Source organism: Streptomyces sp. NPDC005799 (genome assembly GCF_040630525.1).
Classification (GTDB): domain Bacteria; phylum Actinomycetota; class Actinomycetes; order Streptomycetales; family Streptomycetaceae; genus Streptomyces; species Streptomyces griseorubiginosus_B.
On sequence record NZ_JBEXXQ010000091.1, the window covers coordinates 1 to 24,717 of the forward strand.

A 24,717-nucleotide genomic window follows, 5' to 3' on the forward strand; every position below is an offset into this window, starting at 1 on the left:
CTGTGCCTGCTCGCGGTGCTCGGCGGCGCCACCACGCCGGCCGGCATCGCCCGCTATGCCATCGATACCTCTCCCGAGGCGCGGGCGAGGATCGGACTGCGCCGTCCGCCACGCGCCACCACGCTGGGCCGCCTGCTGTCACGTCTGGATGTTGAGTGCCGTTCAAGATGAGCATGGGGGTGTCACTCAGGATGAGCATGTGGGGTGATGAGAATGCCCTGCCGGTGGGGTTCCGGCAGGGCATTTGATGTTCACGGTGTCACCGGGATGCTCGGGGTGCCGTTCGCAACGGTGGTCATTCCTCGGTGACTTCGGCGATGGCGGCGCGGGCGGAGGCTTCGTCGACGATGGACTTGTTGTCGGCGTAGGCGGACAGCAGGGACTGGACGGCGAGGTTGTTGACGGCGCGGGGATAGCCGCGGGCGGTGTCGTGGATCAGCGTGATCGCGTCGTCGGAGAACAGGGTGTCGGAGCGTCCGGCGAGGGCGAGGTGGTGGGCGAGGTAGCTGGTGGTCTCCTCGCTGGTCATGGGCGGCATGTAGTAGCGGATCGCGATCCGCTGGTCGAGGGCGGCCAGCATGCCGAGCTTGGTCTTGCGGCGGAGGGTGGGCTGGCCGACCAGGAGACAGGCCAGCGGGCTGGTCGAGTCCATGTCGTGGTTGGTCAACATGCGTACGGCTTCGAGCTGTTCATGGTTGAGGAGGTGGGCCTCGTCCAGGACGAGGACGGGGACCCTGCCCCTTTCTGCGTACTCGATGGCGAGCGCGTCAGCGGCCTGCGGGATCAGGGTGGACCGGTGGGGTTTGGGGACGCGGCTGAGGGCGGTGACGATGGCCTGGTGGATGCCGGCGACGCCGACGGCGGGATTCGGCAGGTAGATGACGATGTGCCGGGGGGTGGTCGAGCGCGTCGAGGGCCGCGCGGACGGCGACGGTCTTCCCGGCGCCGACCTCGCCGGTGATCACGCCGAGGCAGCGTTCGCCGATGCACCACGTGATGCGGGCCGCGGCCTGGGCATGGGAGGAGTGCCGGTGCAGCATCCCCGGCGCCAGGTCCTTGCCGAAGGGCCGGGTCGTGAACCCGTAGTAGCCCTGGATCTTGTCTATCAACGCGAGTCTCTCCAGGTAGTTGATCAAGTTGGTGAGCTCGGTGGCACTGGCACTGGCCCGGCGGTGAAAGATGACGACCAGGCGGATCGTTCTGGCGAGATGGGACGGGGCGAACCCTCGGTCGCTTTGGTGTCCGGCCAGCCGCAGGGTCCTCTCCAGCAGTGCGAGGGCCCGTCATGGGCGGCTTCGAGGTGGTCGATGCGGTCCTGGACCGGGTTGCTGCTGGTCACGAGCCTTCGGCCGGCGGGTCGGGCAGCAGGGACTCGTAGTTGATCTGCCGGCCGAGCTCGCTGGTGCGGGCGGTGTCGACCAGGCGGAGGTAGTCGATGCCGGTGGACGGCGCGGGCGGCGCTTCGGGGACCTCGGGCCTGGCCTTGGGGTGCGCGTGTCGCGACATCTGGTGCGGGACGGCGAGGCCGAACGGCCGGTTCTGGAAGCGGACTTCGATCTCGGTCAGGTCGAATGGGTCGAAGACCAGCTCGACCTTCCGGCCGACCAGAGCCGCGTCGACGTTATAGGTGTTGGAGTGCAGGGGCACGGTCGCGGTCTTGGCGACGGTGCGATGCTCCGACCAGCGGAAAGCCTCCCGCAGCTGGGCCGGGGTCGGCTGCGGGAACGGGGCTCCGGCCAGCCACCGCTCCACGGCGCCTGGCCGGTCTCGGAGTGCACCGCCCGGTGATACACATGCTCACACCACGCTGTGAACAGGCGATTGAGCTCGCCGAGATCAGCGATCTTGGCGGCGTCCACCTCGACGAGGAACTGGTCCCGCACGGTTCGGAACGCGCGCTCGATTTTCCCGCGTCCTTCGGGCCGTCCCGGGGTGGAGTGGATCAGCTTGATGCCGAGTCTTGCGCAGGCTCTGAGCAGGGCTTTGGCCACGAAGGCGGAGCCGTTGTCGACATAGACGCCCTCGGGGACGCCCCTCGCGGCCAGCGCCGGCCGCAGGGCGGCCGCGAGGCGGACGGAGTCCTCCGCGAAGCCCCAGCGATGCCCGACCATCGCCCGGCTGTGATCGTCCACGAAAGCGAACAGATACGTCTTGCGACCTGCGATTTTCGGGCCATGAAGGGCGTCTCCGACCCAGAGTTCATTGGGGCGGTCGGCCTCGAACCGGCCGAAGGCGGGCGGGGCCTGCCCGTCGGGGCGGTCCAGCAGATCGAGACGGCCGAGGTGGCGGTGGACGGTGCGATAGGACGGGCCCCAGCCCAGATGCTGGGTCAGAATCCGCACGACCTGAGCGGTCGTGCGCGACGGGTTCTCCCTCTTCAATGCCGCCGCCAGATCCAGGACCTCCTCCGGCGTCCTCGGGGTGACCTGCCGGGTCGGCGGCAGCAGGGCGTCGAAGCCGCCCTCACGCCAGTTCTTCAGCCACCGGTCCAGGGTGCCCCGGCCCACTGTGATCTGCCGCCCGAACGGATCCGTATGCGTCTTCGCCGCCAACTCCCGCACCATCGCCCCGCGTTGACGCGGGCTCAGGGCAGGGTCGGCCGCCTCACGGATCAACTGGTAGCGGAACAGCGCGACCTGGTGGGCCCGCTCGGCCCGCTGGCGTTCCTCCTCGTCGACCAGAGCCATCAGGGTGACCTCCAAAAGGCTGCGGACATGTCAACGAGTCAGGCTGGACCCGCACCACCACTGCCCGTCAGGGCCAACTCGTGTCGATCCACTTCATCCGGCCGGCACTCAGCTCGGCCGCCGCATAGCAACCGGCCGGCCCCGATCCCACGACCGCGACCGCGAGTTTCGACCGCCCGACCGGCAGCCGTCGGCGGCTCGGGTCCGGTGGCCGCGATTCTTCGACCGGGCTGCCCTCGAAGTAGGCCTCGTTGATCTCCAGGTAGTCGCTCAGGTGCTCGGGGAGTTCCCACTCCGGGTGAATGGCGTCAACGGGGCACTCCTCCATGCACGCCCCGCAGTCGATGCAGGTCGCTGGATCGATGTACAGCTGCTCGGTCGTGGTGAACTCCGGATCACCGGGGCGTGGCCGGATGCACTGGACCGGGCAGACCGGCACGCACGAACTGTCGTTGCAGCATCCGTGGGTGATGACAAAGGTCACTCAGATCGCCCCTGCGACTCGTGAGACAGGCCGATCGGCCACGCGCCGCGCGAGATCGCCAGACTCCACGCTGATAGTCGACTACTTGGACGACTTATTGTTATGCATGATGTGCGACATGTCTATCGGGACGGCGCGCGGAGCAGTCTCGCGAGGGATCACGGCGATCGTCTGCGGGGCCCCGGCCGTTCACCGGCCAGGGCCCCGCCGCACGGCGGTCGAAGGTCAACCGCGTTTACCGTCACGTCACGAGACCAGCGAAGCGTCGTGTGCGTCGATGCCTGTCATTGCTGGGTCAGCGTGACTTCGTCGCAGTAGCCGTCACCACTTCCGGAGACGAGGTGGCAGTAGATGCGGGCCGTTGTCACGCCCGCCCCGGTCGTGAAGGTCGTCGACTGCTTCGAGTAGGTGCTCGATGTAGTCGATGCACTTGTCACAGCGGAACCGTTGTAGAGCTTGGCCTCCAGTGCTGTCGTGGTGCCGGCGGTCTGGCTCGCGATGTCGCCGGTCAGCCGGTACGTGGTGTTCGGGGTGAGGCCGGTGATGATCTGGAACAGGGTGCTTCCGCTCAGGGACGAGTTCGTCAGTCCGGCGGCGTTGCCGTTGGCGGCGTTGCTGGTGAGCGAGTAGTCACCGTTGCGCCAGGGCACGGTGTGGCCGGACTCGAAGTTGCCGTTGATCGCGTAGTTCTTGACGGGGGTTACGGCCATGTCGTCGCAGTAGCCGCTGCCCGTGCCCGAGCTCTTGTAGCAGTACAGCCGTACGGTGTTGTTCGTCGCCCCGGTGGTGAAGTCGGCAGAGACGTACGTCCACGCGGTGCCGCTGGCGTACCCCACCGTCTCCAGGCCGCCGGTGTTCTTGACGCCGACGTTCATGACCTCACCGGCGACATCCGACTTCACCCAGCCCGAGACGCGGTACGTCGTGCGGGGCGCGACGGGTACGGACTGTTCCAGGGAGGCGGGCGACGAGGTGATCTTGGCCGCGTAGGTTCCGCTGTGGGAGGTCGAGTTCGTCACCGAGGCGTTGTTCCACTTGCTCCACGCGCTGGTCGTCCCGGTCTCGAAGCCGAGGTTCTCGTTCGCCAGGCAGGTGGAGTCGGAGGGCGAGCTGTACTGGTCGGCACCGATGTCGGGCGCGCAGACCGAGGGGACGGTCGAACCCCAGTAGTCCTGGCCGCCGTTGTCGGGGATGACGACTCCCGCTCCGATGGCCGGGGATCCCGCGGTGAGCTGGTAACCACCGACACTGCCGATGCCCGTTCCGCCGCTGCCGGGCGAGCTCAGCAGCGGGTCCGCCGTGATCTTCCCGGGGTCGGAGGGCTCGCTGCTCGGGTGGTTGCCGTAGAAGAGGTTGTTGCGCCAGGCGAAGTTGGAGGCCGGCTGGCCGGTCGTGTAGACGTAGCCACCGCTGCCCAGGTTGTAGATGATGTTGTTGGCGAGTGTGAGGTCGTTCCAGGCGCCCGTGACCTCGAGGACGTTCGCGGTGGAGCTGGACGGGAGGTAGACGGTGTTGTTGTAGAACTTGGAGTCCTGCGAGCCGTCCATGGTGATGACGCGCAGACGGTCATTCTGGCTGACGTTGTAGCGGACCGCAGCGTTGCTGGAGAGGCGCATCCCGCCGCCGCAGCCGCAGAAGAGTATGAAGCCTCCCGCGTTGTCGTGGCTGTAGTTGTACTGGACGATCGTGCCGTCCTGCCCGTAGTCGACGTCGAAGCCCTGGCCGTCGCTGTTCCCGGAGTTCTTCTGGGTTCCGTACGCCTCGTTGTACTGGATCACCGTGTTGTCGGAGTCCCAGGCCCAGATGCCCGCGTTGGCCGAGTTGCCCGTGGCCGCGTTGTAGACGACGTTGTGCTGCATGACGGCGCTCAGCGAGTTCTGCACGACGATGCCGTCGCCGCTCGTGTCATGGACGGTGTTGTTCTGGACGACGACGTTGGTGAACGGGGTCCAGTTCGTGGAACTGCAGCCGATGGAAGGTCGGCACCCCCACACGCTGGCCATGTTGATACCGCTGCGGTGGATGTTCGACACCGTGTTGCCGTCGATGTCGATGTCGTCGAAGGTGGTCGGCGTCGTGGTGGTCCCGATGACGGAGAACTGGATGCCGGCGCTGCCGTTGCCTGCCTTCGACTCGGTTCCGTTCACATCGTGGATGTTGAGGTTGCTGACCTTGTAGTGGTGGCCCGTCCCGAAGTTCTCCAGGACGATGTAGACGCCGCGCCGCTCGTTCGCGCCCGTGACGGCACCGGTGTTGGTCACCTCCAGGTTGGAGATCTCCCAGTACTCCTGGTTGTAGAGGTAGATCGCGTCCGTGGCGCCGCCCCCGGCGATGACCGGCAGTGCGCCGGTGCCGTAGGCGCTCATGGTGATCGACCCGCCGGCCGCGCTGCCCGAGCCCAGCGGGTGCAGCAGGCCGGTGCAGGTCGTCCCCCGCTTGAACAGAAGCTGGTCTCCCGGCAGAAACGTTTGTGCGTTCGGGTCCGACAGGGAGTTCCACGGCGAGCCGGAGCTGCCGTTGCCGTCGGTCGCAGCCGAGCAGTCCACGTAGTAGGTCGAGCCCGCCGCCTGGGCCGGCGCGGCCGGCGTCAGCGCCACCGCGGCGCAGGTGAGCAGCGCGGTCACGACCACACTCACGATGAACCGTCGCAGCTGTCTTGTTCGTTTCATGGTGTCTCTTTCCGTACGACGTTGTCGGAAGGGGTGGAGAGGTTCGCCGTGACCTTGCGGATCGCGGCGACGATCACCTGGGTGGGGACAGCGTGGTCCGACCATTCGGCGGCCACTCGTCCGTCGGCGCCAATCACCAGCGTGTGAAGTCGTCCGTCCCTGGGCAGCCGGGTGCCGGCCGAAGCCGAGTCCGCGGCGACCACGAGGTGGGGCCGGACCGTCCAGTCCGCCGCGAAGTTCCGCAGCGCGGAGTCGGACGTGTGCCCGCCCGAGTCGGTGAGGAGAACCCTGACGTCGGGGTACTGCAGGGCGACGCTCTCGAGCGACGGGATCTGGCTTCGCGCCTCCGCCGCGTCGACGTTGCCCTGGTCATCGATGGGAATGGCGGATACGACGGCCGGGCCCGAGACAATGATGCGATCACCGTCGAGAAGGGTGACGCCCGAACCGGCCGTCTCCTTGGAGTGGCAGGCGGTGGTGGTGAGAAGCAGCGCCGCGACGAACGGCGCAAACCTCACGAAATGAGCCAGTGTCGTACGGGCGCGGGTATGGCCTGGTGGAAGCATCTTTGCTCCGCTCTGTCCATGAGGGGATTGCAGTCGAGGCGGCTCGGCGCCGCGCTGAGACGATGTGCGGGACCGGCGGGATGCGCGGTTACGTTCCCGACGGGTCGTGCGCGAGAGCCACCGTTTCATCGCCCCGGCCCTTCGACAGGCAGGATTGGCGCCTCAAGGACTTCGTCGCGGTCGCACGTGAGGCTGTTCCCGCTCACGCGCAGGCGGGCGACCTGGATGGAGCTGCGGCGGTCGTCGCGGTCGCCCGGGTGCGCCCCGCCCTCGCCGACGCGATCGGGGTGGGTGAAATAGAAGACGAAGGCGCCGAGTTCACTGGTGACGACATCGGCGTGGAATCCGTACGACGTGTCGTCCGTGCCCTGCCCCGGGCGGTCGAGGACGAGTCCCCTCGGTTCCCACGTCTCCAGGTCCCGCGAGTGAAGAACCCGCAGTCCGTGCCATTCGTCGACGAGCATCCAGTAACTGCCGCCGAACGCGAAGACGTTCGGTCCTTCGTGCTCCGAGCACTCGACGGCAGGGCCCCGGACGGTCCACCGCGCGAGGTCTTCGCTGTCCGCCGCGTAGGTGTGCGCCTGATCGGCCTCGTCCTTGTACCACATGCGGTAGCCGCCCGTGGGGAGCCGCAGGACGCAAGAGTCGATCACTCTGTCGGAAGAGAGCGACAGGGTGGAGCGATAGGTCCAGGAGAAGAGGTCATGGCTCGTGTAGTGGCGGATCGTGCGCGGATGTCCCTCCCACCGGGTCGGTATACCGCGGATCACGCTGACGAACATGTGGTACTCGGTTCCGTCATCGATGATCTCAGGGGCCCAGTAGGTGTGCCGCCCGGGTTCGGTGTCCAGCCCCTCGGCGGTTCCCCGGTACAGCCAGGTCGCCCCGCCGTCGTCGGAGGACGCGATGCCGATGTCGCTCCCGTGCACCCAGCTCACGTCACCCATCGGCGGCGCGTCGGCTCGTCGGCTCGTGTAGAACATCCACCACTCGCCGGCCTGCCGGTTCCAGATGACGGTGGGGTCGGTCGCGCCGTCGTGAATGGGGTCTCGGAACAGAGGTCGGGCAACGGTCGTCATCGGTTCTTCCCAGGCAGGTGAGAGCTGGCTCGGTGTGGCATCGAGTCAGTTCTGACGGTTCGTCAGGCGGATCGTGTTCCAGGAGAGCGGCTCGAGTTCGGCGTGGAGGACGCCGCCGGTGATGGTCGTCCCGGTGGCGGTGTGCGGGGTGACCCGGTCGGGCTGGTCCGCGGTGTTGGTGGCCTCCGGATCGCTGTCGGCGAGCACCAGGTGCTCGGCGACGGTGTACGTACCGGTCCCGCGCAGGTCGATCTCGAGCGGCAGGTCCGTGTCCTGGCCGCGGTTGACGGCGAAGACGGTGACGTCGCCGGTCTCCTCGTCGATCGCCGCGGTGGCGTGCAGCAGCGGTACGTCGCCGAAGCGCGCGGTGGGGTAGGTGGGGCTGTCGACCTCGACGCGCAGCACCCGGCCGCGGCCGTACGCCGACGCCTGGGCGAAGGGGTAGAACGTGGTCTGCCGCCAGGCCGCTCCGCCCGGCTCGGTCATGATCGGCGCGATGACGTTGACGAGCTGGGCGAGCGAGGCGGCGGTGACCCGGTCAGCGTGCCGCAGCAGGGCGATGAGCAGCGAGCCGAAGACGACCGCGTCGGTGACGGTGTAGACGTCCTCCAGGATGCGCGGCGCCTGCTGCCACTCCTCCACATGGTGCGGGTTGGGCCGCTTCTGGTACCAGACGTTCCACTCGTCGAAGGAGAGGTTGACGCGCTTGGTCGCCTTGAGGCGGGCGCGGACGTGGTCGGCGGTGGCGACGACCGACTCGATGAAGTGCTCCATGTCCACGGCGGAGGCGAGGAAGGAGGCGCGGTCGCCGTCGATCTCCTCGTAGTAGGCGTGCAGGGAGACGTGGTCCACGAGGTCGTACGCGGCCTCCAGGACGGTCGCCTCCCAGGACGCGAACGTCGGCATGGCGGAGCTGGAGCTGCCGCAGGCGACCAGCTCGAGGTCGGGGTCGACCTGGCGCATGGCGCGGGCGGTCTCGGCGGCGAGGCGGCCGTACTCCTCGGGCGTCTTGTGCCCGGTCTGCCAGGGCCCGTCCATCTCGTTGCCCAGGCACCACATACGGATGCCGTACGGCTCCTTCGCGCCGTGGGCGATGCGGCGGTCGGACAGCTCGGTGCCGCCGGGGTGGTTGCTGTACTCCAGGAGTCGTATGGCGTCCTCGACACCGCGGGTGCCGAGATTGAGGGCCATCATGGGCTCCGTACCGGCCTTGCGGCTGAAGTCCATGAACTCGTCCAGGCCGAACTCGTTGGTCTCGGTGGACTTCCATGCCAGGTCCAGTCGGGTCGGCCGCTCCTCGCGCGGGCCGACGCTGTCCTCCCAGCGGTAGCCGGAGACGAAGTTGCCGCCGGGGTAGCGCACAGTGGTGACGCCGAGTTCCCGGACCAGCTCCAGGACATCCTGACGCAGGCCGTCGGCGTCCGCGGCGGGGTGGCCGGGCTCGTAGATGCCGGTGTAGACGCAGCGGCCCATGTGCTCGACGAACGAGCCGTACAGACGGGGGTTGACGCTGCCGACGGAGAAGGCCGGGTCGAGGGTGAAGCGCGCGGGGGTGGTGCCGGGGTGGGACATGACTGCCTTTCGAACCACGAGCGGTATGAGGAGGGATCAGAGCGCCAGCGCGCAGACCACGGAGGGCGCGGAGAGCGCCGGGTGCGGCGGGTGGAGGGTTCCGTCGTCCGACACCCGTAGGACGGTGAGGTCACCGCTGTGCTGGTTCGCGACGAGGAGGTGGCCGGCCGCCAGGGTGAGGCCGCGGGGCCAGGTGCCGCCGGCGGGGAACTCGCCGGCCGGCTCCAGGGTGGTACCGGCCAGATGGAACGCGGCAACCGTGTCCGCGCCCCGGTTGGTCACCCACACGTGGCGTCCGCCGGCGACGATTCCGCCGGGCTGGTTGGTGACGCCCGTGACGGTCGTGGCGGGTACGGAGGACAGAGCCGTCAGGGTGCCGCGGGTGGCGTCGTAGCGGTGGCACGTGACGGTCGAGGACAGCTCGTCCGCGCTGAAGACCACGTCACCGCCGGGGGCGAAGGCGAGGTGGCGGGGACCGGAACCTGCCCGCAGCCGGTTCACCGCCACCCGCTCCAGGTGTCCGGTACGGGTGTCGAGCCGGTAGGTGAACACGGCGTCCGCCCCGAGGTCGGTGGCCAGTACGAAACGGCCCGCCGGGTCGAGCAGGACCTGATGGGCGTGGCTGCCCTCCTGGCGTCCGGTGACCGGCCCGGCCCCCTGGTGGACGACGAGGTCGGCCGGTTCCAGCAGCCGTCCGTCCGCGTCGATCCGGTGCACCGCCACGGTGCCGGGCGCGGTGTCGCTGCCGTAGTTCGCGGTCAGCAGCCACTCCCCGCCCGGGTGGACGGTGAGGTGACAGGGGTTCGCCCCGCCGCCGCTGACCGGGTCGCCCAGCGGGGTCATGGTGCCCTCGCCGTCAAGGGCGAAGGCGCTGACGGTTCCCGCCTCTGTCTCGTTCGTGCTGTAGACGACGTCGAGAGACGGGTGGGCCGCCAGGAAGGAGGCCCCGCTGACGGGCAGCGGCTTCACCTCGTCGTCGTACGCCAGGTGGCCGGTCGTGGGATCGAGCAGCAGGGCCGAGACGCCGGGACCGTCGCCGCCGGAGTCCGGGGTGTGGGAACCGGTGAGGACACGGATCGCGCCGCTGGAGAGGCTTGGGAGCATGGGTGGTCCTGGAAGTCGCTTGAGGTGGTGCGGAGAATGAGGTCTCAGCGGACGATGTCGTCGTGGTGGTCGAGCAGCCCGAGTTCGGAGCGCCTGGGCAGGCCCGCCCAGTCGCCGGCGGTGCTCACCGCGAAGGCGCCGAGCAGGGCCGCCGTTCGCAGCCGCCGTTCCGGAGGCTCGCCCGCGAGGAGTTCGGCGAGGTACCCGGCGGCGAACGCGTCTCCCGCGCCCACCGAGTCGTGGACGCTGACCGGTACCGCCGGTTGCCGGTAGGCCCCTCCGTCGAGGAGGGCGTACGCCCCGTCGGCGCCCATCTTGATCACGGCACCGTCCGGTCCGAGGTCGCAGATGCCCTTGGCGAGTTCCTCCGGCCCGTCGGCACCGGACACGACCAACTCCGCCTCGTGCGCTCCGGCGAAGACCAGGTCGCTCCTGCGCAGCAGGGGCAGCAGGGTGCGCCGGGCCTCGTCCTCGCTCCACAGCAGGGAGCGGAAGTTAACGTCCAGGGAGACGGTCACCCCGGCGTCGGCGGCGATGTCCACGGCCCGGGTGACGGCCGCGGCGGGCCCGTCCCCGAGCGCGGGGGTGATGCCGCTGATGTGCAGGACCGTGGCCCGCGCGACGACGTGCTCGGGGATGTCGTCGGCGCTGAGACGGGCCCCGGCCGTGTGGGTGCGGTAGTAGCGCGTACGGCTGCGGGTGGAGGTGCGGCGTTCCTTCAGGAGCAGGGCGGTGGGTGCCGGGTCGCGGGACGTGACGGTGGTGACGCCTTCCGCCCGCAGCTCACGCAGGACGAGATCGCCGAGGGCGTCGTCGCCGACACGGCTGATCCAGGTGGCGGATCCACCGAGCCGGCAGACGCCGACGGCGACGTTCGACTCGGCCCCGGCGACGTCGAGGCGTAGGTCGGCGCCCAGAGCGAGAGGGCCGGGCCGTGACGCCGACAGGGCGGCGAGGGTCTCGCCGACCGTCACGAGGTAGGGCTGTGTGTCAGGGCTGTTCATCGGACGGCCTCCGAAGCCGGGGAAGGAGACCCGGCCGCTTCGAGGAGAGTCCGTGCCCTGTCGGTCAGTGCGCCGAGTGCCGTGCCACTCGGGTCCCGGTCAGCGCCTCGCAGCAGCGGGGAACCGACACCCACGGCGCAGGCTCCGGCGTCGAGGTAGTCCCGGACGTGGGTGATCTCCACGCCTCCGACCGCCAACAGCGGTATCTGCGGCAGGGGCGCGCGCAGTTGGCTCAGATGGGCGGGGCCGCCGGTGCAGGCGGGGAAGAGCTTGACCGCCGCGGCGCCGGCCTGCCAGGCGGTGTGCACCTCGGTCGGCGTCCAGGCGCCCGGGTAGCAGGGGGTGCCGCTCTGCGCGGTGCGTCGGATCAACTCCGCGTCCACGACCGGGGACACTAGGAATCCGGCTCCGGCAGCCAGCGCGTCCCTGGCCTGTCCGCTAGTCAGCACCGTGCCGGCGCCGACGGCCACCTCCGGGCCGAGCTCGTCCCTGATGCGTGCCAGGGCGTCGAGTGCGCCTGGGGCGGTGAGGGTGACCTCGAGGCACACGATGCCGCCGTCTGCGAGGGCCCTGGCCACGGCGGGCAGCCCGGAGGCGTCGGCGGACCGGAGGATCGCCATGACCCGGGTCCGGCCGAGTTGCGGGGTGATGGGCGGACGTTCCATCACCCCACCGCCGTGGGGGACGTGTCGGCGCCCTGGGTGTCGGTCATGGGATTCCTTTACGAGGGGGTCGGCTGAGTGATGGTTCGCTGTCCGGTTCCGTCCCGGACTTCGGTCACTTCAGTCCGGACGTGGCGGCGCTGGAGACGAATCCGCGCTGCATGATCAGGAAGAGCGCGAGCACGGGGACGATGTACATCACGGTGCCCGCCGCGACGAGGTTGTTCATCAAGGCGCCGTGCTCGTTGATGTAGCCCTTGGCGAGCCGGACGGCGAGGGTGGTGCGGTCGTCGTCCAGGAGCATGGCGGGCGCGATCCAGTCACCCCAGGTCCAGCTGAAGGACAGGATCAGGCTGGTGGCGATGACCGGCCAGGACTGGGGGAGGAAGATCCGCCAGAAGATGCGGATCTGCCCGCAGCCGTCGATGATGGCCGCCTCCTCCAGTTCCTTCGGCATGTTCGCGAAGAACTGCCGGAACAGGAAGATCAGGTAGGGGGCGCCGCACAGCCCCCACAGCACCCACGGCATGTAGGTGTTGAGCAGGCCGATCTTGCCGAACAGCAGGTAGGTCGGGACCAGGGTGATGATCTGCGGCAGCATCATCGTCGACATCAGCACGCCGAAGATGACCCGTTTGCCCGGTGCCTCCAGCCGGGCGAAGCCGTAGCCGGCCCAGGCGGAGGCGAGTGACGCCAGCACGGCGTAGATCGTGGAGATCATCAGGGAGTTGCGGGCGTAGCCCAGGTACGGCCAGAGGGACAGCGCCTGCCGGAAGTTGTCCAGGCTCGGTTGGTGCGGCCACCAGTGGATGGGCAGGGCCTGCAGCTCCGAGGGGTCCTTCAGGGCGGTGATCAGGAGCCAGCCGAAGGGGCTGAGGAAGAGCACGACGAGCCCCACCATGAGGATGTACAGCGCGCTGCGCCGGCGAAGCACCATCACTTGCCTCCCAACGTGCGCGGCTGCTTCCCGGCGGGTTCCGGCTCCACCGAGTAGAAGACCACGCTCCTGCTCAGCCGGAAGACGAGGGCGGTGAGCAGCATGATGATCGCGAAGAGCACCCACAACAGGGCCGAGGCGTAGCCGTAGCGGCCGTCGGCGAAGTACTGGGTGAGGACGTGCATCATGAAAAAGAAGTTGCCCTGGGGTACGGACGCCATGCCCTGCGGGCTGGCGTTGAGCGAGATGAACAGGGGCGCGAAGCTCTGCAGCGCCGCGATGATTCCTGTGACGACCTGGAAGAACAGCACCGGGGACAGCAGTGGCAGGGTGATCCGGGTGAAGGACTGCCAGGGGTTCGCCCCGTCCACCCTGGCCGCTTCGAGGACTTCCTTGGGGATATCCTGCAGCCCCGCCAAGGAGATGATCATGATGTTGCCCGCGCCCCACATGGTCAGCACGATCAGCACCCAGCGGGCGTAGGGATCGGTCAGCCAGGACACCCCGTCGATGCCGAGGGCGTCCAGGATGCCGTTGGCCGCACCCGAGTCACGGTCGAAGATCAGCTTGAAGGTGAGGCCCGCCCCGACCGGTGGCATCACGGCCGGCAGGTAGAGCAGGGTGCGGAACATCCCGCGGCCGCGCAACGGCTGGTTCACCAGCACCGCCAGGACGAGTCCCGCGGCGATCGTCAGCGGCACCGTCAGCGCGGTGAACAGCCCGGTGCGGGCCAGGGAGTCCAGCGTGGCCTGGTCGGTGAATACCTCCCGGTAGTTGGCCAGGCCTACGAAGCGGGGGTGCGGGGAGAGCCCGTCGGAGTTGGTGAAGCTCAGCCACAGCGCGTAACCCAGCGGGAACGCGGTCAAGGCCAGGAAACCCAACATCCAGGGGCCGGTGAACACGTAGAACGACAGGGTTCTGCGCCGTTTGAGCGAGCCGGACCGGCTGCCCGGCCGCCCGGCCCCCCGGGCGGTTACCGCCCGGGGGGCCGGCGCTGAGGCCGGCGCGGTGAGCTGACCGGCGCCGCTCATCCCAGAACCTGCTTGCCCTTGGTGATCTGGTCGTTCATCAGGGAGTTCAGCTTGTCGGCCACCTTGCCCGCCGAAGCGCCCGATTTGACCATCTGCGGCAGCGTCTGGTTGAGCGTCGCGTCCAGGGCGGCCAGCTGCACATAGGGGGTGAACGTGAGCACCTTGAAGTGGTCGAGCTCCCGTTGCTGCACCTCGAACGCCTGCTTCTGGAAGGCGGTGCCCTGCGGCATCTGGGAGCGCAGCGACTTCAGGGTGGGAATGCCCCACCCGCCGCTCGCCCGGTCCTTGGCGGGCTGGCCCGCGAAGTACCACTCGAAGAACTTCCAGGCCGCGTCCTTGTTCTTGGCACTCTTGGGAATCCAGTAGCCGGTGGCACCGAAGCTGGGGCTGATACGGGTGGCACCGAACTGGGGCGCGGGGGCGAACCGGGAGACCTCGGGGGCCTTGGGGTCCCCGCTGATCGCCCCGCCGAACCAGTAGCCGTCACCGGCCATCGCCATCCGCCCCGCCTGGTAGGCGGGCCAGTCCCAGCCGTCCGGGTTGGGGTTGACGAGGTTCGGGCCGATGTCGGCCTTGGTGTACTCGATCAGCCACGTGAGTGCCTTGAGCGCCTCGGGCGAGGAGAAGTCCACGGAAGCCAGGTCCTCGGCGAACAGGCTGCCGCCGGCCGAGGCGGTCATCCCCATGAGCGGGGAGAAGTTGCCGAGTGCGGTGGCGCTCAGTCCGTACACCTTGACCTTGCCGAGCCGTCGCTTGACCAGCCGCTTGCCGAGATCCAGCCACTCGTCGTAGGACAGCGGCTCGGTCGCGCTCGGGTGGTCTATCTTCGCGGCGTCGAACAGGTCGGTGCGATACCAGAACATTTGGTCCTGCGAGTAGTCCTTCGCCATGCCGTACCGGGGTCCCGCACCCTGCTGGTGGCCGTCGAAGCGCCACACGTCGTTGACGGGGTCGAGGTCGGAGGGCGTGAGGACCGAACTCTTGGCGAAGTACGGGTCCAGGTTCTCCATCAGCTCGCGTGCGGCGAAATACGGCGTGTCCACGGCGCCCAGGCCCCGCACCAGGTCCGGCGGGTTCTTGGCCGCCAGCATGGCGTTCAGCTTGGTCTGGTCGAAGCGAACGTACGTGATCTTGACACCGAGCGCCTTCTCGGCGGCCTGGATGGTCTTCTTGTCCATCTCGTTGTCGACCGACATCACGGTGAGCGTCGTCTTGGACGTGCTCGCGTCGCCGCTGTTGACGGAGGTGGCGCAGGCGGACAGCGCGGACGCGCCGAGCGCGGCGCCGGCGGAGACGGCGAGGAAGCGCCGTCTGTCGAGGGAGGTCGTCGGCATGGGCATGCTGATGGGCCTTTCGAGCGGAACGAGGGTGAGCGCGGGACGTACGCGGGTGCGGACATGCGCCGAAACGGGAGGTACGTGGATGCGTGCACGGCCGACCGCGGCGTCGCGTACGGCCGATGCGAGACGTACAGCGGTGCGGGACGTGCGGCGACTGCGTGGCGGCATGAGGGGCTGCCGCAGAGGACGACTGGGAGCACAGCCGGGGTGCGTGAGGGTGCTGCACCGACGTCAACCGGCCAGTGATGCTCAGTTGACTGAACGTCAGCTGTGGCCGACATCCTGCCGTGTTCGATATAGGCGGTTTCTTAGGCTCTGCCCGGACAGATGGCTTATTCCCGTCCAGGGAAACCGGTTGACTGAAACTTTCGCGAACGTTAGGTTGCATCGCCAGAAGGTGTCAAGGGGTCAGAACAGGTCACTCCGCGAGAGGGGAATCAGGTGCCGGAACAGCCCGTCAGGGCCAGGCTGGTGGATGTGGCAGACGCAGCCGGTGTCTCCAAGGCAACCGTGTCGAAGGTGCTCAACGGGCGTCAGGACCTGTCCGTACGACCGGAGACGCGTCGGCGCGTCCACGAGGCCGCCGAGATGCTCGGATACCGGCCGCACTCCGGGGCCCGGGCCCTGGCCGGCGCCAGCACCCACGCGCTGGCCCTACTGGTCCCCGCCCTCGGCAACCCCACCTACGTCACCATCGCCCGCGGCGCCTACCAGCGGGCCCGCGAACTGGGCTACCTGTCCCTGCTGGCGGAGGACTTCGACGGACAGGAGGCCGACGAGTCCTTCCACGACCTCGTCCAGGAAGGCAGGGTCGACGGGCTGCTCATCGCCTCGGCCCGCCCCGGCCACCCTCTTCTGGACGCGCTGAACGGCAATGCGGTCCCCCACGTCTTCCTCAACCGCTCGGTCGCGGGTTCCGGCCGCAACGTCACGATGGACGTCGCCCGCTCCAGCGTGACCGCCCTCGATCACCTGTACGGCCTCGGTCACCGCGCGATCGGCCACATCTCGGGTCCGCCGGGGATCACCCCCAGCGAGGTCCGCAAGGAGGCGTTCCGGCGCCACGCCGACGCGCTGGGCCTGGAAGCGGCCCCAGTCGCGTCCGGGGACTTCACCGAGGACGGCGGCGGTTCCGCGGCGCGAGAACTGCTGCTCCCGGTCGACGGCAGCGGGCGGCCACCAGTCACCGCGCTGTACACCAGCTCACTTGCCCAGGCGATAGGAGCCATAGCCGCGATCAGGGATCTCGGCCTCAGGATCCCGGAGGACGTCTCCGTGGTCGGCAACGACGACCTGCCCGTGGCGGCGTACCTTCATCCTCCGCTCACCACCGTCGCGATGCCCCTGTACGAGCTGGGGATCGCTGCCGTGGACGCCCTGGTGGCCACCATCGAGGGCAGGCCGCCGGGAGACGTCGTCGTACCGACCGAGCCCCGACTGGTACTGCGCGGCTCCACGACCAGACCGGCAGGACCTGGAGGAACGCCATGACCTCCGTCGGCTCACCGGCGCGTTTCACCGGCCGTACCGCCCTGCTCACCGCGGCGGCCTCCGGCATCGGGGCGGCCACCGCCCGCCGGCTGGCGGCCGAAGGAGCGTCCGTCCTCGTCACAGACGTCGACGCCGAGGGTGCCCGGCGCGTCGCCGGGGAAATCCAGGAGGGTGGAGGACGGGCGCACGACCGGCCCCTCGACGTCACCTCGCCGGCGGACTGGGCGGCGGCCGTCGCCGCAGCCGAGTCCTGGACCGGACACCTCGACGTGCTCCACCTCAACGCCGGCCGCAACCTCCCCGGAGCGGCACACGAACTCAACGACGGCGCCTGGCACGACCAACTGCGGCTCTGCCTCGACTCGGTGTTCTACGGCGTCCGGGCCGCGGTACCCCTCCTCAGGACGGCCGGGGGCGCGGTGGTGATCACCTCGTCCGTGCACGCGGCCATCGGTTTCAGGGGTTTCCCCGCGTACGCGGCGGCCAAGGGCGGGATCGACGCCCTCGTACGCCAGCTGGCCGTCGAGTACGGAGGCCAGATCAGGTTCAACTCGGTCCTGCCAGGAGCCGTGGTGACCGCCCTGTGGTCCGAGGTGCCTGAGGAGTACAAGGCGCGGACCGCCGCGCGCACGCCCGTCGGACGGCTCGGCGTGCCCGAGGACATCGCCGCCGCCGTGGCCTTCCTCGCCTCCGAGGACGCCTCCTTCGTCACCGGCCAGAACCTGGTCGTGGACGGCGGCCGCAGCATCAGTTCCCAGGAGTAGACAGCCGAACTCGCCTGCCCGGCGACTGACGGCCCGGTCCCGCCATGAACGGCAGGGCGCCGCGCTCCCCCACCACCACGTCGACCGCCCCACGCGCCGCCGGCTCACCCGGCCGCACCCCGCACAGAACCAGACCCCGGAGAACCACCCCATGAAGATCACTGGATACGAGCTCTTCCTCGTCGAACCGCGCTGGCTCTTCCTCCGCGTCGACACCGACGAGGGCATCTCCGGCTGGGGCGAGCCCATAGTCGAGGGCAAGGCACACACAGTCGCCCGCTGTGTCGAGGAGATGTTCGACTACCTCATCGGACAGGACCCGGCCCGCATCGAGGAACACTGGCAGGTGCTCGCCAAGAGCGGCTTCTACCGCGGCGGTGTCGTCCTGAACAGCGCCCTGGCCGGCATCGACCAGGCCCTGTGGGACATCGCGGGGAAGACCTACGGCGTCCCCGTCCACCAGCTCCTCGGCGGCCACGTGCGCGACCGGGTGCGGGTCTACGGCTGGGTCGGGGGCGAAACCCTCGAGGAACTCGCCGAGTCGGCGGCCGCACAGGTCGCCAAGGGCATGACAGCCGTCAAGCTCAACCCCTGCGGTCAGCTGGAGCCGCTCGCCACGCCCGCGGCGATCAACGCCATCGTGGACAGTGCCGCCACGGTACGCGAGGCCATCGGCCCGGACCGCGACTTCGCGCTCGACTTCCACGGCCGCTTCAGCGGAGCGATGTCCCGCCGTGTCCTGCCCCTCCTGGAACCGCTCCTGCCGCTCTTCGTCGAAGAGCCGGTGCTGCCGGAGTTCACCCAGGACCTCGGCGCCGTCGCGCGCTCCACGTCCATCCCCATCGCCACCGGTGAACGGCTCTACTCCCGCTGGGACTTCCGCTCGGTGCTCGCCGACGGGCTCGCCGTGGCCCAGCCCGACATCAGCCACGCCGGCGGGATCTCCGAGTCCCGGCGGGTCGCCGCGATGGCCGAGGCGTACGACGTCGTGGTCGCCCCGCACTGCCCGCTCGGGCCCATCGCGCTCGCGGCCAGCCTCCAGCTCGACTTCGCGATCCCCAACTTCCTCATCCAGGAACAGGCGTTGGGCATCGGCTACGGCGACAGCAGCGGACTGCTGGGCTACCTCGCGGACACCACGCCCTTCACGTTCCGCGACGGCTACATCGACCGACCGACCGCGCCCGGTCTCGGCATCACCATCGACGAGGACGCCGTCCGGGCCGCCGCCGAACGCGGCCACCGCTGGCGCAACCCGGTCTGGCGCAACAGGGACGGCTCACTGGCCTCCTGGTAGCGCGTGGCCGCGCCGCCCGACCGGCCGTACTGTGCGTCCGTCCGGCGTTGGACCGTCTGCTCACCGCTTGATCAGGGTCGTGGACGACGCGACCGAACCGGTCAGCCGCGAAGGCGGTCGACCACGCGGGTGCGGTCCTCGACCAGGTCGGCGCGGCGTCCAGTGAGCCGCGTGAGTTCCGTCGTGGCCTCGTCGCCGGGGTGGATGCGCCGCAGGTCGCGGCGCAACCTGGCCTGGTCGGCGATCACGTGAGCGTCGCGGACGTCGGTCCTGCCCTCACCGCGGTAGCCGTTGCGGGCCCGGTTGGCCAGCCGACCGGGCATACAGAGGATCTCCTGCCGTGATTGACAAGCAGCGTGAGCAGCAAGGCAGGTTCGCCGCCAGTCATGTCGATGGCCAAGGGGACCTCACGGCCGTCGGCCGGGGCCAGGACGCTGCCGCTGATCATGCTCAACGACCCCGAGCTGTACCCGATCACGGTCGGGCTCGCCCGCTGGGCCGACCAAACCCGGAACGGCGGGTCGGGCGCCAGCAGTGACGCGCTTCCCCTCTTGGTGACCGGCTCGCTGATCTCGGTCGTCCCCCTCGTCGTGGCCTTCCTGATGCTCCAGCGATACCGACAGAGCGGTCTGGCCACCGGCGACGTCAATCAGTGACGCGCGCTTGCGCGTTCACATCCCACCCTCACAACTGGAGGTTCCCCGATGGCGGTCCTGCCCTCCCGTGTACTGTTCGGCGCCGCGTACTACCACGAGTACACGCCCGCCTACGGCGGCATCCGGGCCGACGAACAGCTCAAGGCCGACCTCGACCTCATGGTCGACGCGCACTTCACCGTCATCCGGGTCGGTGAGTCGGTCTGGTCGACCTGGGAGCCGGAGAACGGACGGTTCGACCTCGACTGGCTCCAGCCGGTCCTGGACGGCGCCCATGAACGCGGCATCTCCGTCATCCTCGGCACGCCGACGTACGCCGTGCCGCCATGGCTGGCCCGCCAGTACCCGGAGATCACCGGCGAGAACGCCACCGGACAGCGCCTCAGCTGGGGCGTACGCCAGGAAGTGGACATCACCCACCCGGCGTTCCGGTTCCACGCCGAGCGGGTGATCCGGAAGATCGTCGCCCGGTACGCCGACCACCCGGCGATCATCGGCTGGCAGGTGGACAACGAGCCGGGCCCGCACCTGCTGCACAACCACGGTGTCTTCCAGCGGTTCGTCGACCACCTGCGCGAGAAGTACGGCGACGTCGAGACCCTCAACCGTGAATGGGGCCTGGTCTACTGGTCGCACCGGCTGTCGACCTGGGCCGACCTGTGGACCCCGGACGGCAACACGCAGCCCCAGTACGACGTCGCCTGGCGGGAGTTCCAGGCCCGCCAGGTCACCGAGTTCATCGGCTGGCAGGCCGACATCGTGCGTGAGTACACCCGCCCCGGGCAGTTCGTCACCACCTGCATCTCCTACACCCGCAACGGGGTGGAGGACGACGAACTGTCGGACCGCCTCGACATCGCCTCCGGCAACCCGTACTACGACATGCAGGACGGCCTGCTGCTGCCTGACCCCACGCCGGACGACCACGAGCAGATCTGGAAGACCACCGGGGTGTGGTCGATGTACCAGACCGCGGACTGGATGTTCTCCTCTCGCCAGGAGCCGTTCCTGGTCACCGAGACCAACGCCCAGAGCATCGGCTTCGCGTGGGACAACCGGCCCGGCTACGACGGACAGTGGCGGCAGGCCGCCTGGGCGCACGTCGCGCGCGGCGCCCGGATGATCGAGTACTGGCAGTGGCAGACCCTGCGCTTCGGGGCCGAGACCTATTGGGGCGGCGTCCTTCCGCACTCCGGCCGGCCGGGCCGCGCGTACGCCGAGATCGCCCGTCTCGGCGCGGAGTTCGACAAGGCCGGCCCGCTCGTCGCGGGGCTCGAACCGGACGCCGACATCACCATGGTGTACTCGACGCCCAGCAAGTGGCTGATGCAGAAGTACCCGCCGCTGTCGAAGCCGGACGGCGAACCGGACCCCGCCGCCTACCACCGCATCTTCGACCCCTTCTACCGCGGTGCCTTCGACGCCGACCGCCAGGTGCGCCTCGTACACGCCAGGCAGTTGCACGACCCGAGCGGTGAACGGGAGGGCATGGCGCCGGAAGAGGCCGCACGACGCCATCCGGTCCTGGTGGTCCCTGCCCTCTACACCGCCCACGACGGCACAGTGGACTGGCTCGCGGCCTACGCCCAGGCGGGCGGCCACCTGGTCCTCGGCCCCCGTACGGCCTACGCCGACCACGAGGCCCGGGCGCGGCACGAGCCAGCTCCCGGACGCCTGGTGGAGGCCGCGGGCGTGACGTACGAGGAGTTCAGCAACCTGCCGCGCGAGGTGCCGGTCCGCGCGGCGGAGGGCGGTCCGCTGCGACTCGCCGAGGACGCGACGGCGACCCGATGGCTCGACGGGCTCACCGCCAGCGACGCCGAGGTGCTCGCCGCGTACGACCACCCTCACTTCGGCCGCTGGCCCGCCGCCACCACCCGCCGCCACGGCGCGGGCCGGGTCACCTGCGTCGGCACGGTTCCCGGACGGAGCCTCGCCCGGGCCCTGGCCCACTGGCTGGCGCCTGTCGCGCGCAGCGGTTGGCAGGACCTCCCGGCGTCCGTCACCGCAACCACCGGTACGTCCGCGGACGGCCGCCGCGTCCAGGTGATCCACAACTGGAGCTGGGAGCCCGCCCGGGTCACGGCTCCTTGGGAGTTGACCGACGTTCTCGACGGTGCGTCCGTCCCCGTCGGCACGGCGCTGGACCTCGGCGCCTGGGACGTCCGAGTGTTCGTCACCACCGGTGACGACAGCCCCGCCTCCCCCTGAGGCGGCCCTTCCGACGGCCGGCAGGGCGCCTCCCCCTGACAACGCCCGGCCGGCCCGTCCACATCGAGGCGATCAGTACTGGCGTTCCCCCGGCACCCTGACGCTGACGTGATCCTGAGCTTCCCCGGGCTCGGCACCAGCTCGGAGCCCGGGTCCTCGCCGAGATCGGGGACGACCGCACACGGTTCGACCACGCACGCGGCTTGAAAGCGTATGCGGCCCGGAGCGTCTCGATAGCGTCGCGGACCTCGATTACCGACGATCACCAGACAGTGCGCCCACCGGCACTGGTTAGTTGCGTGAAGAGACTTACTGCCGCTAGCGTCACACCACATCAGCCAGTAGTCGTCACCCCGACACTCCGGCGCCCGAACTCAGGTCCATGAACAGCCACACCCCGACTCACTCAACGAGGCAGCCATGACCGCACCCGAGGGCATACCCGCCGCTGTGCCCGCCGAGCCGAAGCCGACACCGAAACGAACAGCGCACTCCTGGCCAAGACCGCCGACGAGCTGACCGCAGGCACCATCTCCGGCTGCTGAGACGACAACCCGTCCCCTGGCACGGGGAGGCCCGCCCCACTCGGCCCCCGTCGTGGAGAACCCCTCTCCGTGCCGAGCCACCAACTCCCCCTGCACGGCCCCGGACCCGGCCGTGCAGGGGGACGCCGGCCGTCAATCCCGGCAGCCGGGCAGGTAGCGCCACGCAATCCGAGAAACCGGAGGGCACCATGGCAACACCGATCATCGTGGAAAAGCCCCGCGAGGAGTACCAGGTCACGCGGGACCCGCGCGACTTCGTCTCGGCGGACGTATGGGGGCAGTGCGAGGGGGCACGCTACTCATGCGGGACTACCCATTCGACCGGGTGATGGCGGAGCGGCTGTTCGGGCAGGCCTGGGTGCTGAGGGCAGTGGCTGTCGGGTTGGGGTGCTCGTCAGGCGGCTGCCGGGGTGATGGGGATGTAGTGCCCGAGGTCCTTGAGCTGTCGCAGTAGCTCACGGGTGCGGCGTTCGGGATCGAGACGTCGGGTGTGCCAGTCCGGGCCGAGGTCTGCGAAGCGGGCGGTGGGGTCGTTGATGAGATGCCAGACGATCACCAGGATCGATCGGGCGATGGCGACCAGGGCCTCTCAACTGGCTGGCCACATAGGCGCGTTCACGAAAGCTCGCCTTACCGTCTGCTTGAGGTTCGCTTAAGGAACAGTACGCAATCATGAATCCGCACAGGTCTCCCGACGTCTGGGTGCGGGATCCAGCCGGGAACGTTGCATTCCATGCGGTCGCAGTTGGGAAAGGATGTGGGCCGACGGACCGGCTGCGCAGTCATGTCGGGCAACATCGCTGAGCACCCGCCGCCGTCCGCCGTCCCTCATCCACAATCACTCGGGCCCGCAATCACCGTGCTTTGTAGGGAACACCCAGTCCCCGGCCAACGGTGCTGGAGATCTGGCATGTCCCGCCCCCACCACGGTCTGCCGGCCCCCTTCGGAAGGCATCCATGAAACTGCTTTGCAAGTTCGGCATGGTGGCAGCACTCCCGGTTGCTGTCACCACCACCGCACTGAGCGGCATCGGTACGGCTCAGGCCGCGAGCCCGTTCTCGGATCACTACGCAGCTCCCTACCTGCAGATCACGGGAGCGGACGCGGGAGACATGTCCGCCGACATGAGGGCCACCGGAGTGAAGGACTACACCCTCGCGTTCCTGATCCCGCGGTCCGGATGCACGCCCAAGTGGGAGGCAGACGATTCCTCCGTGGGCGCGTTCACCTCCCAGGTGAAGGCACTCAAGCAAGCAGGCGGTGACGTCATCGTCTCCTTCGGCGGCGAATCGGGCGGCGAATTGGCTCAGACCTGCACCTCGGTCTCCTCACTCACCGCGGCCTACGAGAACGTGGTGAAGACCTACGGCATCACACGGCTCGACTTCGACATCGAAGGCGATGTGCTGGGCGACGCCGCCGCCAACACCCGGCGCAACAAAGCGCTCGCCGCTCTGCAGTCCGAGAACCCATCCGTCCAGGTCGACTACACGCTCGCCGTGGACCCCGACGGTCTGCCTTCCCGGGAACTGGGCGTACTGCGGGATGCACAGAACCGGGGTGTGAACGTCAGCGTCGTCAACCTCATGACGATGGACTTCGGCGATGGCGAGAACGCCCTGAACGACGCCCAGTCCGCGGCCCGTGCCACATCGGGTCAACTGGCCAGCCTGTACGGGATCTCGAAGACCGCCGCATACGCCAGAATGGGCCTGACACCGATCGCGGGACGCAACGACGACAACGAGGTGTTCTCCCAGTCCGACGCCAAGAAACTCGAACGCTTCGCCGCCTCGAACGGCGTACAGGAACTCTCCTTCTGGGAACTGCACGACTACGACAAGGCAACGGGATTCGCCTACTCCCGCACCTTCAACGCAATCGGCGGCTGACCGACCCGGTCAGTACTCCAGCAGGAGTCCGCTGCCACCTGGCCTTTCACCGGGTGCTGGCAGTGAAGCGGGACGCCGCAGGTAATGACACTGCCGTGTGGTTGCCTGGCACCGTCGGCGCCAGGCAACCACACGGTGATGAGCGCAAACTGATGAAGCATCTGTACGACGCCCACCTGCACTTCGCCAACTGAGGCTCGCGGCGCCTGATGCTGCGCTTGCCCACCACACTGCTGCCCGCACGCAGCGCCGAACCTTACTGTACGGAATGCGCTTTGGCATGTTGGACCAGAAAAAGCCACCTGCTGCTCACGCCCTGATCGCATTCGGCGTCCAGCACTTCATCTCCGGAAGGGAGCAGCGTCGCACTGGCCCGCGCCCTCCGCCGCTATCGCTTCCGCCACTTCCGCCCGAGTCGGCCGTCGGCGGGAAGCGCCCTCAGCGCTGATGAGCAGCCAATCCTCCGAGAGCCTAAAGATCGGATGAATGTACCGTATCGCGAACCACTGATATGAATGTGACTGATTATGAGCGCCAGGGTCTCGCGTATCTCTCCGCCTCCCTTCTTTATCCATTGACCTCTCCGATTCGCGGCTCTACACTCCAGCGCACGATACATCGGATGATTAGCCTCGATTCTTCAGCGGGTTTCGGTCGCTGATCAGTGCGGCTGTTCGCCCGTAATGTCCTCCGCCGTTGGAGGACGGGCCGTCGCGTGACGCCGC

21 protein-coding genes and 4 pseudogenes are annotated in these 24,717 nt (G+C 68.8%); 7 read left to right on the forward strand and 18 right to left on the reverse strand.

Annotation, left to right across the window (positions count from 1 at the left end):
• Positions 1-295: 295 nt before the first annotated feature.
• The 16 genes and pseudogenes from ABZ453_RS47690 to ABZ453_RS47765 form a co-directional block, all read right to left on the reverse strand.
• Positions 296-652: a hypothetical protein gene (locus ABZ453_RS47690; protein WP_359025835.1), complete on the reverse strand. Its 357-nt coding sequence runs from the start codon at positions 650-652 to the stop codon at positions 296-298.
• A gap of 3 nt (positions 653-655) precedes the next feature.
• Positions 656-874 (reverse strand): annotated as a pseudogene (locus tag ABZ453_RS47695) (AAA family ATPase); the annotation flags it as partial.
• On the reverse strand, positions 768-1,136 hold the full coding sequence (locus tag ABZ453_RS47700; RefSeq protein ID WP_359025836.1) for a hypothetical protein: 369 nt from the start codon (positions 1,134-1,136) through the stop codon (positions 768-770). The pseudogene ABZ453_RS47695 and the gene ABZ453_RS47700, both read right to left, overlap by 107 nt.
• A gap of 199 nt (positions 1,137-1,335) precedes the next feature.
• A complete protein-coding gene (locus ABZ453_RS47705; RefSeq protein ID WP_359025838.1) occupies positions 1,336-1,647 on the reverse strand; it encodes a Mu transposase C-terminal domain-containing protein in 312 nt (103 codons plus the stop codon).
• A complete protein-coding gene (locus tag ABZ453_RS47710; protein WP_359025840.1) occupies positions 1,563-2,687 on the reverse strand; it encodes a DDE-type integrase/transposase/recombinase in 1,125 nt (374 codons plus the stop codon). Before ABZ453_RS47710 ends, ABZ453_RS47705 begins: the two co-directional genes overlap by 85 nt.
• A gap of 67 nt (positions 2,688-2,754) precedes the next feature.
• On the reverse strand, positions 2,755-3,171 hold the full coding sequence (locus tag ABZ453_RS47715) for a 4Fe-4S binding protein (RefSeq protein WP_359025842.1): 417 nt from the start codon (positions 3,169-3,171) through the stop codon (positions 2,755-2,757).
• 284 nt (positions 3,172-3,455) lie between these two features.
• Positions 3,456-5,840 (reverse strand): carbohydrate binding domain-containing protein, encoded by a 2,385-nt coding sequence (locus ABZ453_RS47720; protein ID WP_359025844.1) that lies wholly within the window; start codon positions 5,838-5,840, stop codon positions 3,456-3,458.
• Positions 5,837-6,358 carry a hypothetical protein gene (locus ABZ453_RS47725; RefSeq protein ID WP_359025846.1) on the reverse strand — a complete coding sequence of 174 codons (522 nt, stop codon included), beginning with the start codon at positions 6,356-6,358 and terminating at the stop codon, positions 5,837-5,839. The genes ABZ453_RS47720 and ABZ453_RS47725 overlap by 4 nt, the downstream gene beginning before the upstream one ends.
• 173 nt (positions 6,359-6,531) lie before the next feature.
• Positions 6,532-7,485 carry a glycosyl hydrolase gene (locus ABZ453_RS47730; RefSeq protein WP_359025848.1) on the reverse strand — a complete coding sequence of 318 codons (954 nt, stop codon included), beginning with the start codon at positions 7,483-7,485 and terminating at the stop codon, positions 6,532-6,534.
• Positions 7,486-7,530: 45 nt separating this feature from the next.
• Entirely contained in the window at positions 7,531-9,057 is a 1,527-nt protein-coding gene (locus tag ABZ453_RS47735) for an alpha-N-arabinofuranosidase (protein WP_359025850.1), read from the reverse strand.
• Between the two features lie 36 nt (positions 9,058-9,093).
• Positions 9,094-10,161, reverse strand: a complete 1,068-nt coding sequence (locus tag ABZ453_RS47740) for a lactonase family protein (protein ID WP_359025852.1) — start codon at positions 10,159-10,161, stop codon at positions 9,094-9,096.
• A 44-nt stretch (positions 10,162-10,205) separates the two neighbouring features.
• Positions 10,206-11,165 (reverse strand): sugar kinase, encoded by a 960-nt coding sequence (locus ABZ453_RS47745; RefSeq protein WP_359025854.1) that lies wholly within the window; start codon positions 11,163-11,165, stop codon positions 10,206-10,208.
• The gene (locus ABZ453_RS47750; RefSeq protein ID WP_359025856.1) at positions 11,162-11,830 is read right to left on the reverse strand and encodes a bifunctional 4-hydroxy-2-oxoglutarate aldolase/2-dehydro-3-deoxy-phosphogluconate aldolase; all 669 of its coding nucleotides are present in this window, start codon (positions 11,828-11,830) and stop codon (positions 11,162-11,164) included. Before ABZ453_RS47750 ends, ABZ453_RS47745 begins: the two co-directional genes overlap by 4 nt.
• A gap of 112 nt (positions 11,831-11,942) precedes the next feature.
• Positions 11,943-12,764 (reverse strand): carbohydrate ABC transporter permease, encoded by an 822-nt coding sequence (locus ABZ453_RS47755; RefSeq protein WP_359025858.1) that lies wholly within the window; start codon positions 12,762-12,764, stop codon positions 11,943-11,945.
• Complete coding sequence (locus tag ABZ453_RS47760) at positions 12,764-13,795, reverse strand: sugar ABC transporter permease (protein WP_359025860.1); 1,032 nt, start codon at positions 13,793-13,795, stop codon at positions 12,764-12,766. Before ABZ453_RS47760 ends, ABZ453_RS47755 begins: the two co-directional genes overlap by 1 nt.
• Positions 13,792-15,135 (reverse strand): extracellular solute-binding protein, encoded by a 1,344-nt coding sequence (locus ABZ453_RS47765; RefSeq protein WP_359025862.1) that lies wholly within the window; start codon positions 15,133-15,135, stop codon positions 13,792-13,794. Before ABZ453_RS47765 ends, ABZ453_RS47760 begins: the two co-directional genes overlap by 4 nt.
• Positions 15,136-15,612: 477 nt before the next feature.
• Between ABZ453_RS47765 and ABZ453_RS47770 the strand changes: the two genes are divergently transcribed.
• The 3 genes from ABZ453_RS47770 to dgoD all read left to right on the forward strand — a co-directional run bounded on the left by ABZ453_RS47770 (position 15,613) and on the right by dgoD (position 18,687).
• A complete protein-coding gene (locus ABZ453_RS47770; RefSeq protein ID WP_359025864.1) occupies positions 15,613-16,626 on the forward strand; it encodes a LacI family DNA-binding transcriptional regulator in 1,014 nt (337 codons plus the stop codon).
• Positions 16,623-17,390, forward strand: coding sequence for an SDR family NAD(P)-dependent oxidoreductase (locus ABZ453_RS47775; RefSeq protein ID WP_359025866.1), 768 nt, complete (start codon positions 16,623-16,625; stop codon positions 17,388-17,390). Before ABZ453_RS47770 ends, ABZ453_RS47775 begins: the two co-directional genes overlap by 4 nt.
• Positions 17,391-17,541: 151 nt before the next feature.
• Positions 17,542-18,687 carry a galactonate dehydratase gene (gene dgoD / locus ABZ453_RS47780; RefSeq protein ID WP_359025868.1) on the forward strand — a complete coding sequence of 382 codons (1,146 nt, stop codon included), beginning with the start codon at positions 17,542-17,544 and terminating at the stop codon, positions 18,685-18,687.
• 104 nt (positions 18,688-18,791) lie between these two features.
• Here dgoD and ABZ453_RS47785 read toward each other — a convergent pair.
• Positions 18,792-19,132, reverse strand: a pseudogene (locus tag ABZ453_RS47785) (IS110 family transposase); the annotation flags it as partial.
• Between ABZ453_RS47785 and ABZ453_RS47790 the strand changes: the two are divergent.
• The 3 genes and pseudogenes from ABZ453_RS47790 to ABZ453_RS47800 all read left to right on the forward strand — a co-directional run.
• Positions 19,122-19,343: pseudogene (locus ABZ453_RS47790) on the forward strand (carbohydrate ABC transporter permease); the annotation flags it as partial. The pseudogenes ABZ453_RS47785 and ABZ453_RS47790 sit on opposite strands and share 11 nt — an antisense overlap.
• A 48-nt stretch (positions 19,344-19,391) precedes the next feature.
• Positions 19,392-21,554, forward strand: a complete 2,163-nt coding sequence (locus ABZ453_RS47795; RefSeq protein WP_359025870.1) for a beta-galactosidase — start codon at positions 19,392-19,394, stop codon at positions 21,552-21,554.
• A gap of 81 nt (positions 21,555-21,635) precedes the next feature.
• Positions 21,636-21,781 (forward strand): annotated as a pseudogene (locus tag ABZ453_RS47800) (transposase); the annotation flags it as partial.
• Between the two features lie 712 nt (positions 21,782-22,493).
• Here the strand turns inward: ABZ453_RS47800 and ABZ453_RS47805 are convergent.
• Positions 22,494-22,655, reverse strand: a complete 162-nt coding sequence (locus ABZ453_RS47805) for a hypothetical protein (protein WP_359025872.1) — start codon at positions 22,653-22,655, stop codon at positions 22,494-22,496.
• A 401-nt stretch (positions 22,656-23,056) separates the two neighbouring features.
• Here ABZ453_RS47805 and ABZ453_RS47810 point away from each other — a divergent pair, with 401 nt between their 5' ends.
• Positions 23,057-23,992, forward strand: coding sequence for a chitinase (locus tag ABZ453_RS47810; protein ID WP_359025873.1), 936 nt, complete (start codon positions 23,057-23,059; stop codon positions 23,990-23,992).
• Positions 23,993-24,717 lie beyond the last annotated feature (725 nt).

Bases quoted from the DNA above. Each gene is read 5' to 3' on its own strand.
- ABZ453_RS47690 (WP_359025835.1), bottom strand. From the start codon at position 652: ATGGACTCGACCAGCCCGCTGGCCTGTCTCCTGGTCGGCCAGCCCACC.
- ABZ453_RS47710 (WP_359025840.1), bottom strand. From the start codon at position 2,687: ATGGCTCTGGTCGACGAGGAGGAACGCCAGCGGGCCGAGCGGGCCCAC.
- ABZ453_RS47720 (WP_359025844.1), bottom strand. From the start codon at position 5,840: ATGAAACGAACAAGACAGCTGCGACGGTTCATCGTGAGTGTGGTCGTG.
- ABZ453_RS47730 (WP_359025848.1), bottom strand. From the start codon at position 7,485: ATGACGACCGTTGCCCGACCTCTGTTCCGAGACCCCATTCACGACGGC.
- ABZ453_RS47735 (WP_359025850.1), bottom strand. From the start codon at position 9,057: ATGTCCCACCCCGGCACCACCCCCGCGCGCTTCACCCTCGACCCGGCC.
- ABZ453_RS47740 (WP_359025852.1), bottom strand. From the start codon at position 10,161: ATGCTCCCAAGCCTCTCCAGCGGCGCGATCCGTGTCCTCACCGGTTCC.
- ABZ453_RS47745 (WP_359025854.1), bottom strand. From the start codon at position 11,165: ATGAACAGCCCTGACACACAGCCCTACCTCGTGACGGTCGGCGAGACC.
- ABZ453_RS47750 (WP_359025856.1), bottom strand. From the start codon at position 11,830: ATGGAACGTCCGCCCATCACCCCGCAACTCGGCCGGACCCGGGTCATG.
- ABZ453_RS47755 (WP_359025858.1), bottom strand. From the start codon at position 12,764: ATGGTGCTTCGCCGGCGCAGCGCGCTGTACATCCTCATGGTGGGGCTC.
- ABZ453_RS47760 (WP_359025860.1), bottom strand. From the start codon at position 13,795: ATGAGCGGCGCCGGTCAGCTCACCGCGCCGGCCTCAGCGCCGGCCCCC.
- ABZ453_RS47765 (WP_359025862.1), bottom strand. From the start codon at position 15,135: ATGCCCATGCCGACGACCTCCCTCGACAGACGGCGCTTCCTCGCCGTC.
- ABZ453_RS47775 (WP_359025866.1), top strand. From the start codon at position 16,623: ATGACCTCCGTCGGCTCACCGGCGCGTTTCACCGGCCGTACCGCCCTG.
- dgoD (WP_359025868.1), top strand. From the start codon at position 17,542: ATGAAGATCACTGGATACGAGCTCTTCCTCGTCGAACCGCGCTGGCTC.
- ABZ453_RS47795 (WP_359025870.1), top strand. From the start codon at position 19,392: ATGGCGGTCCTGCCCTCCCGTGTACTGTTCGGCGCCGCGTACTACCAC.
- ABZ453_RS47810 (WP_359025873.1), top strand. From the start codon at position 23,057: ATGAAACTGCTTTGCAAGTTCGGCATGGTGGCAGCACTCCCGGTTGCT.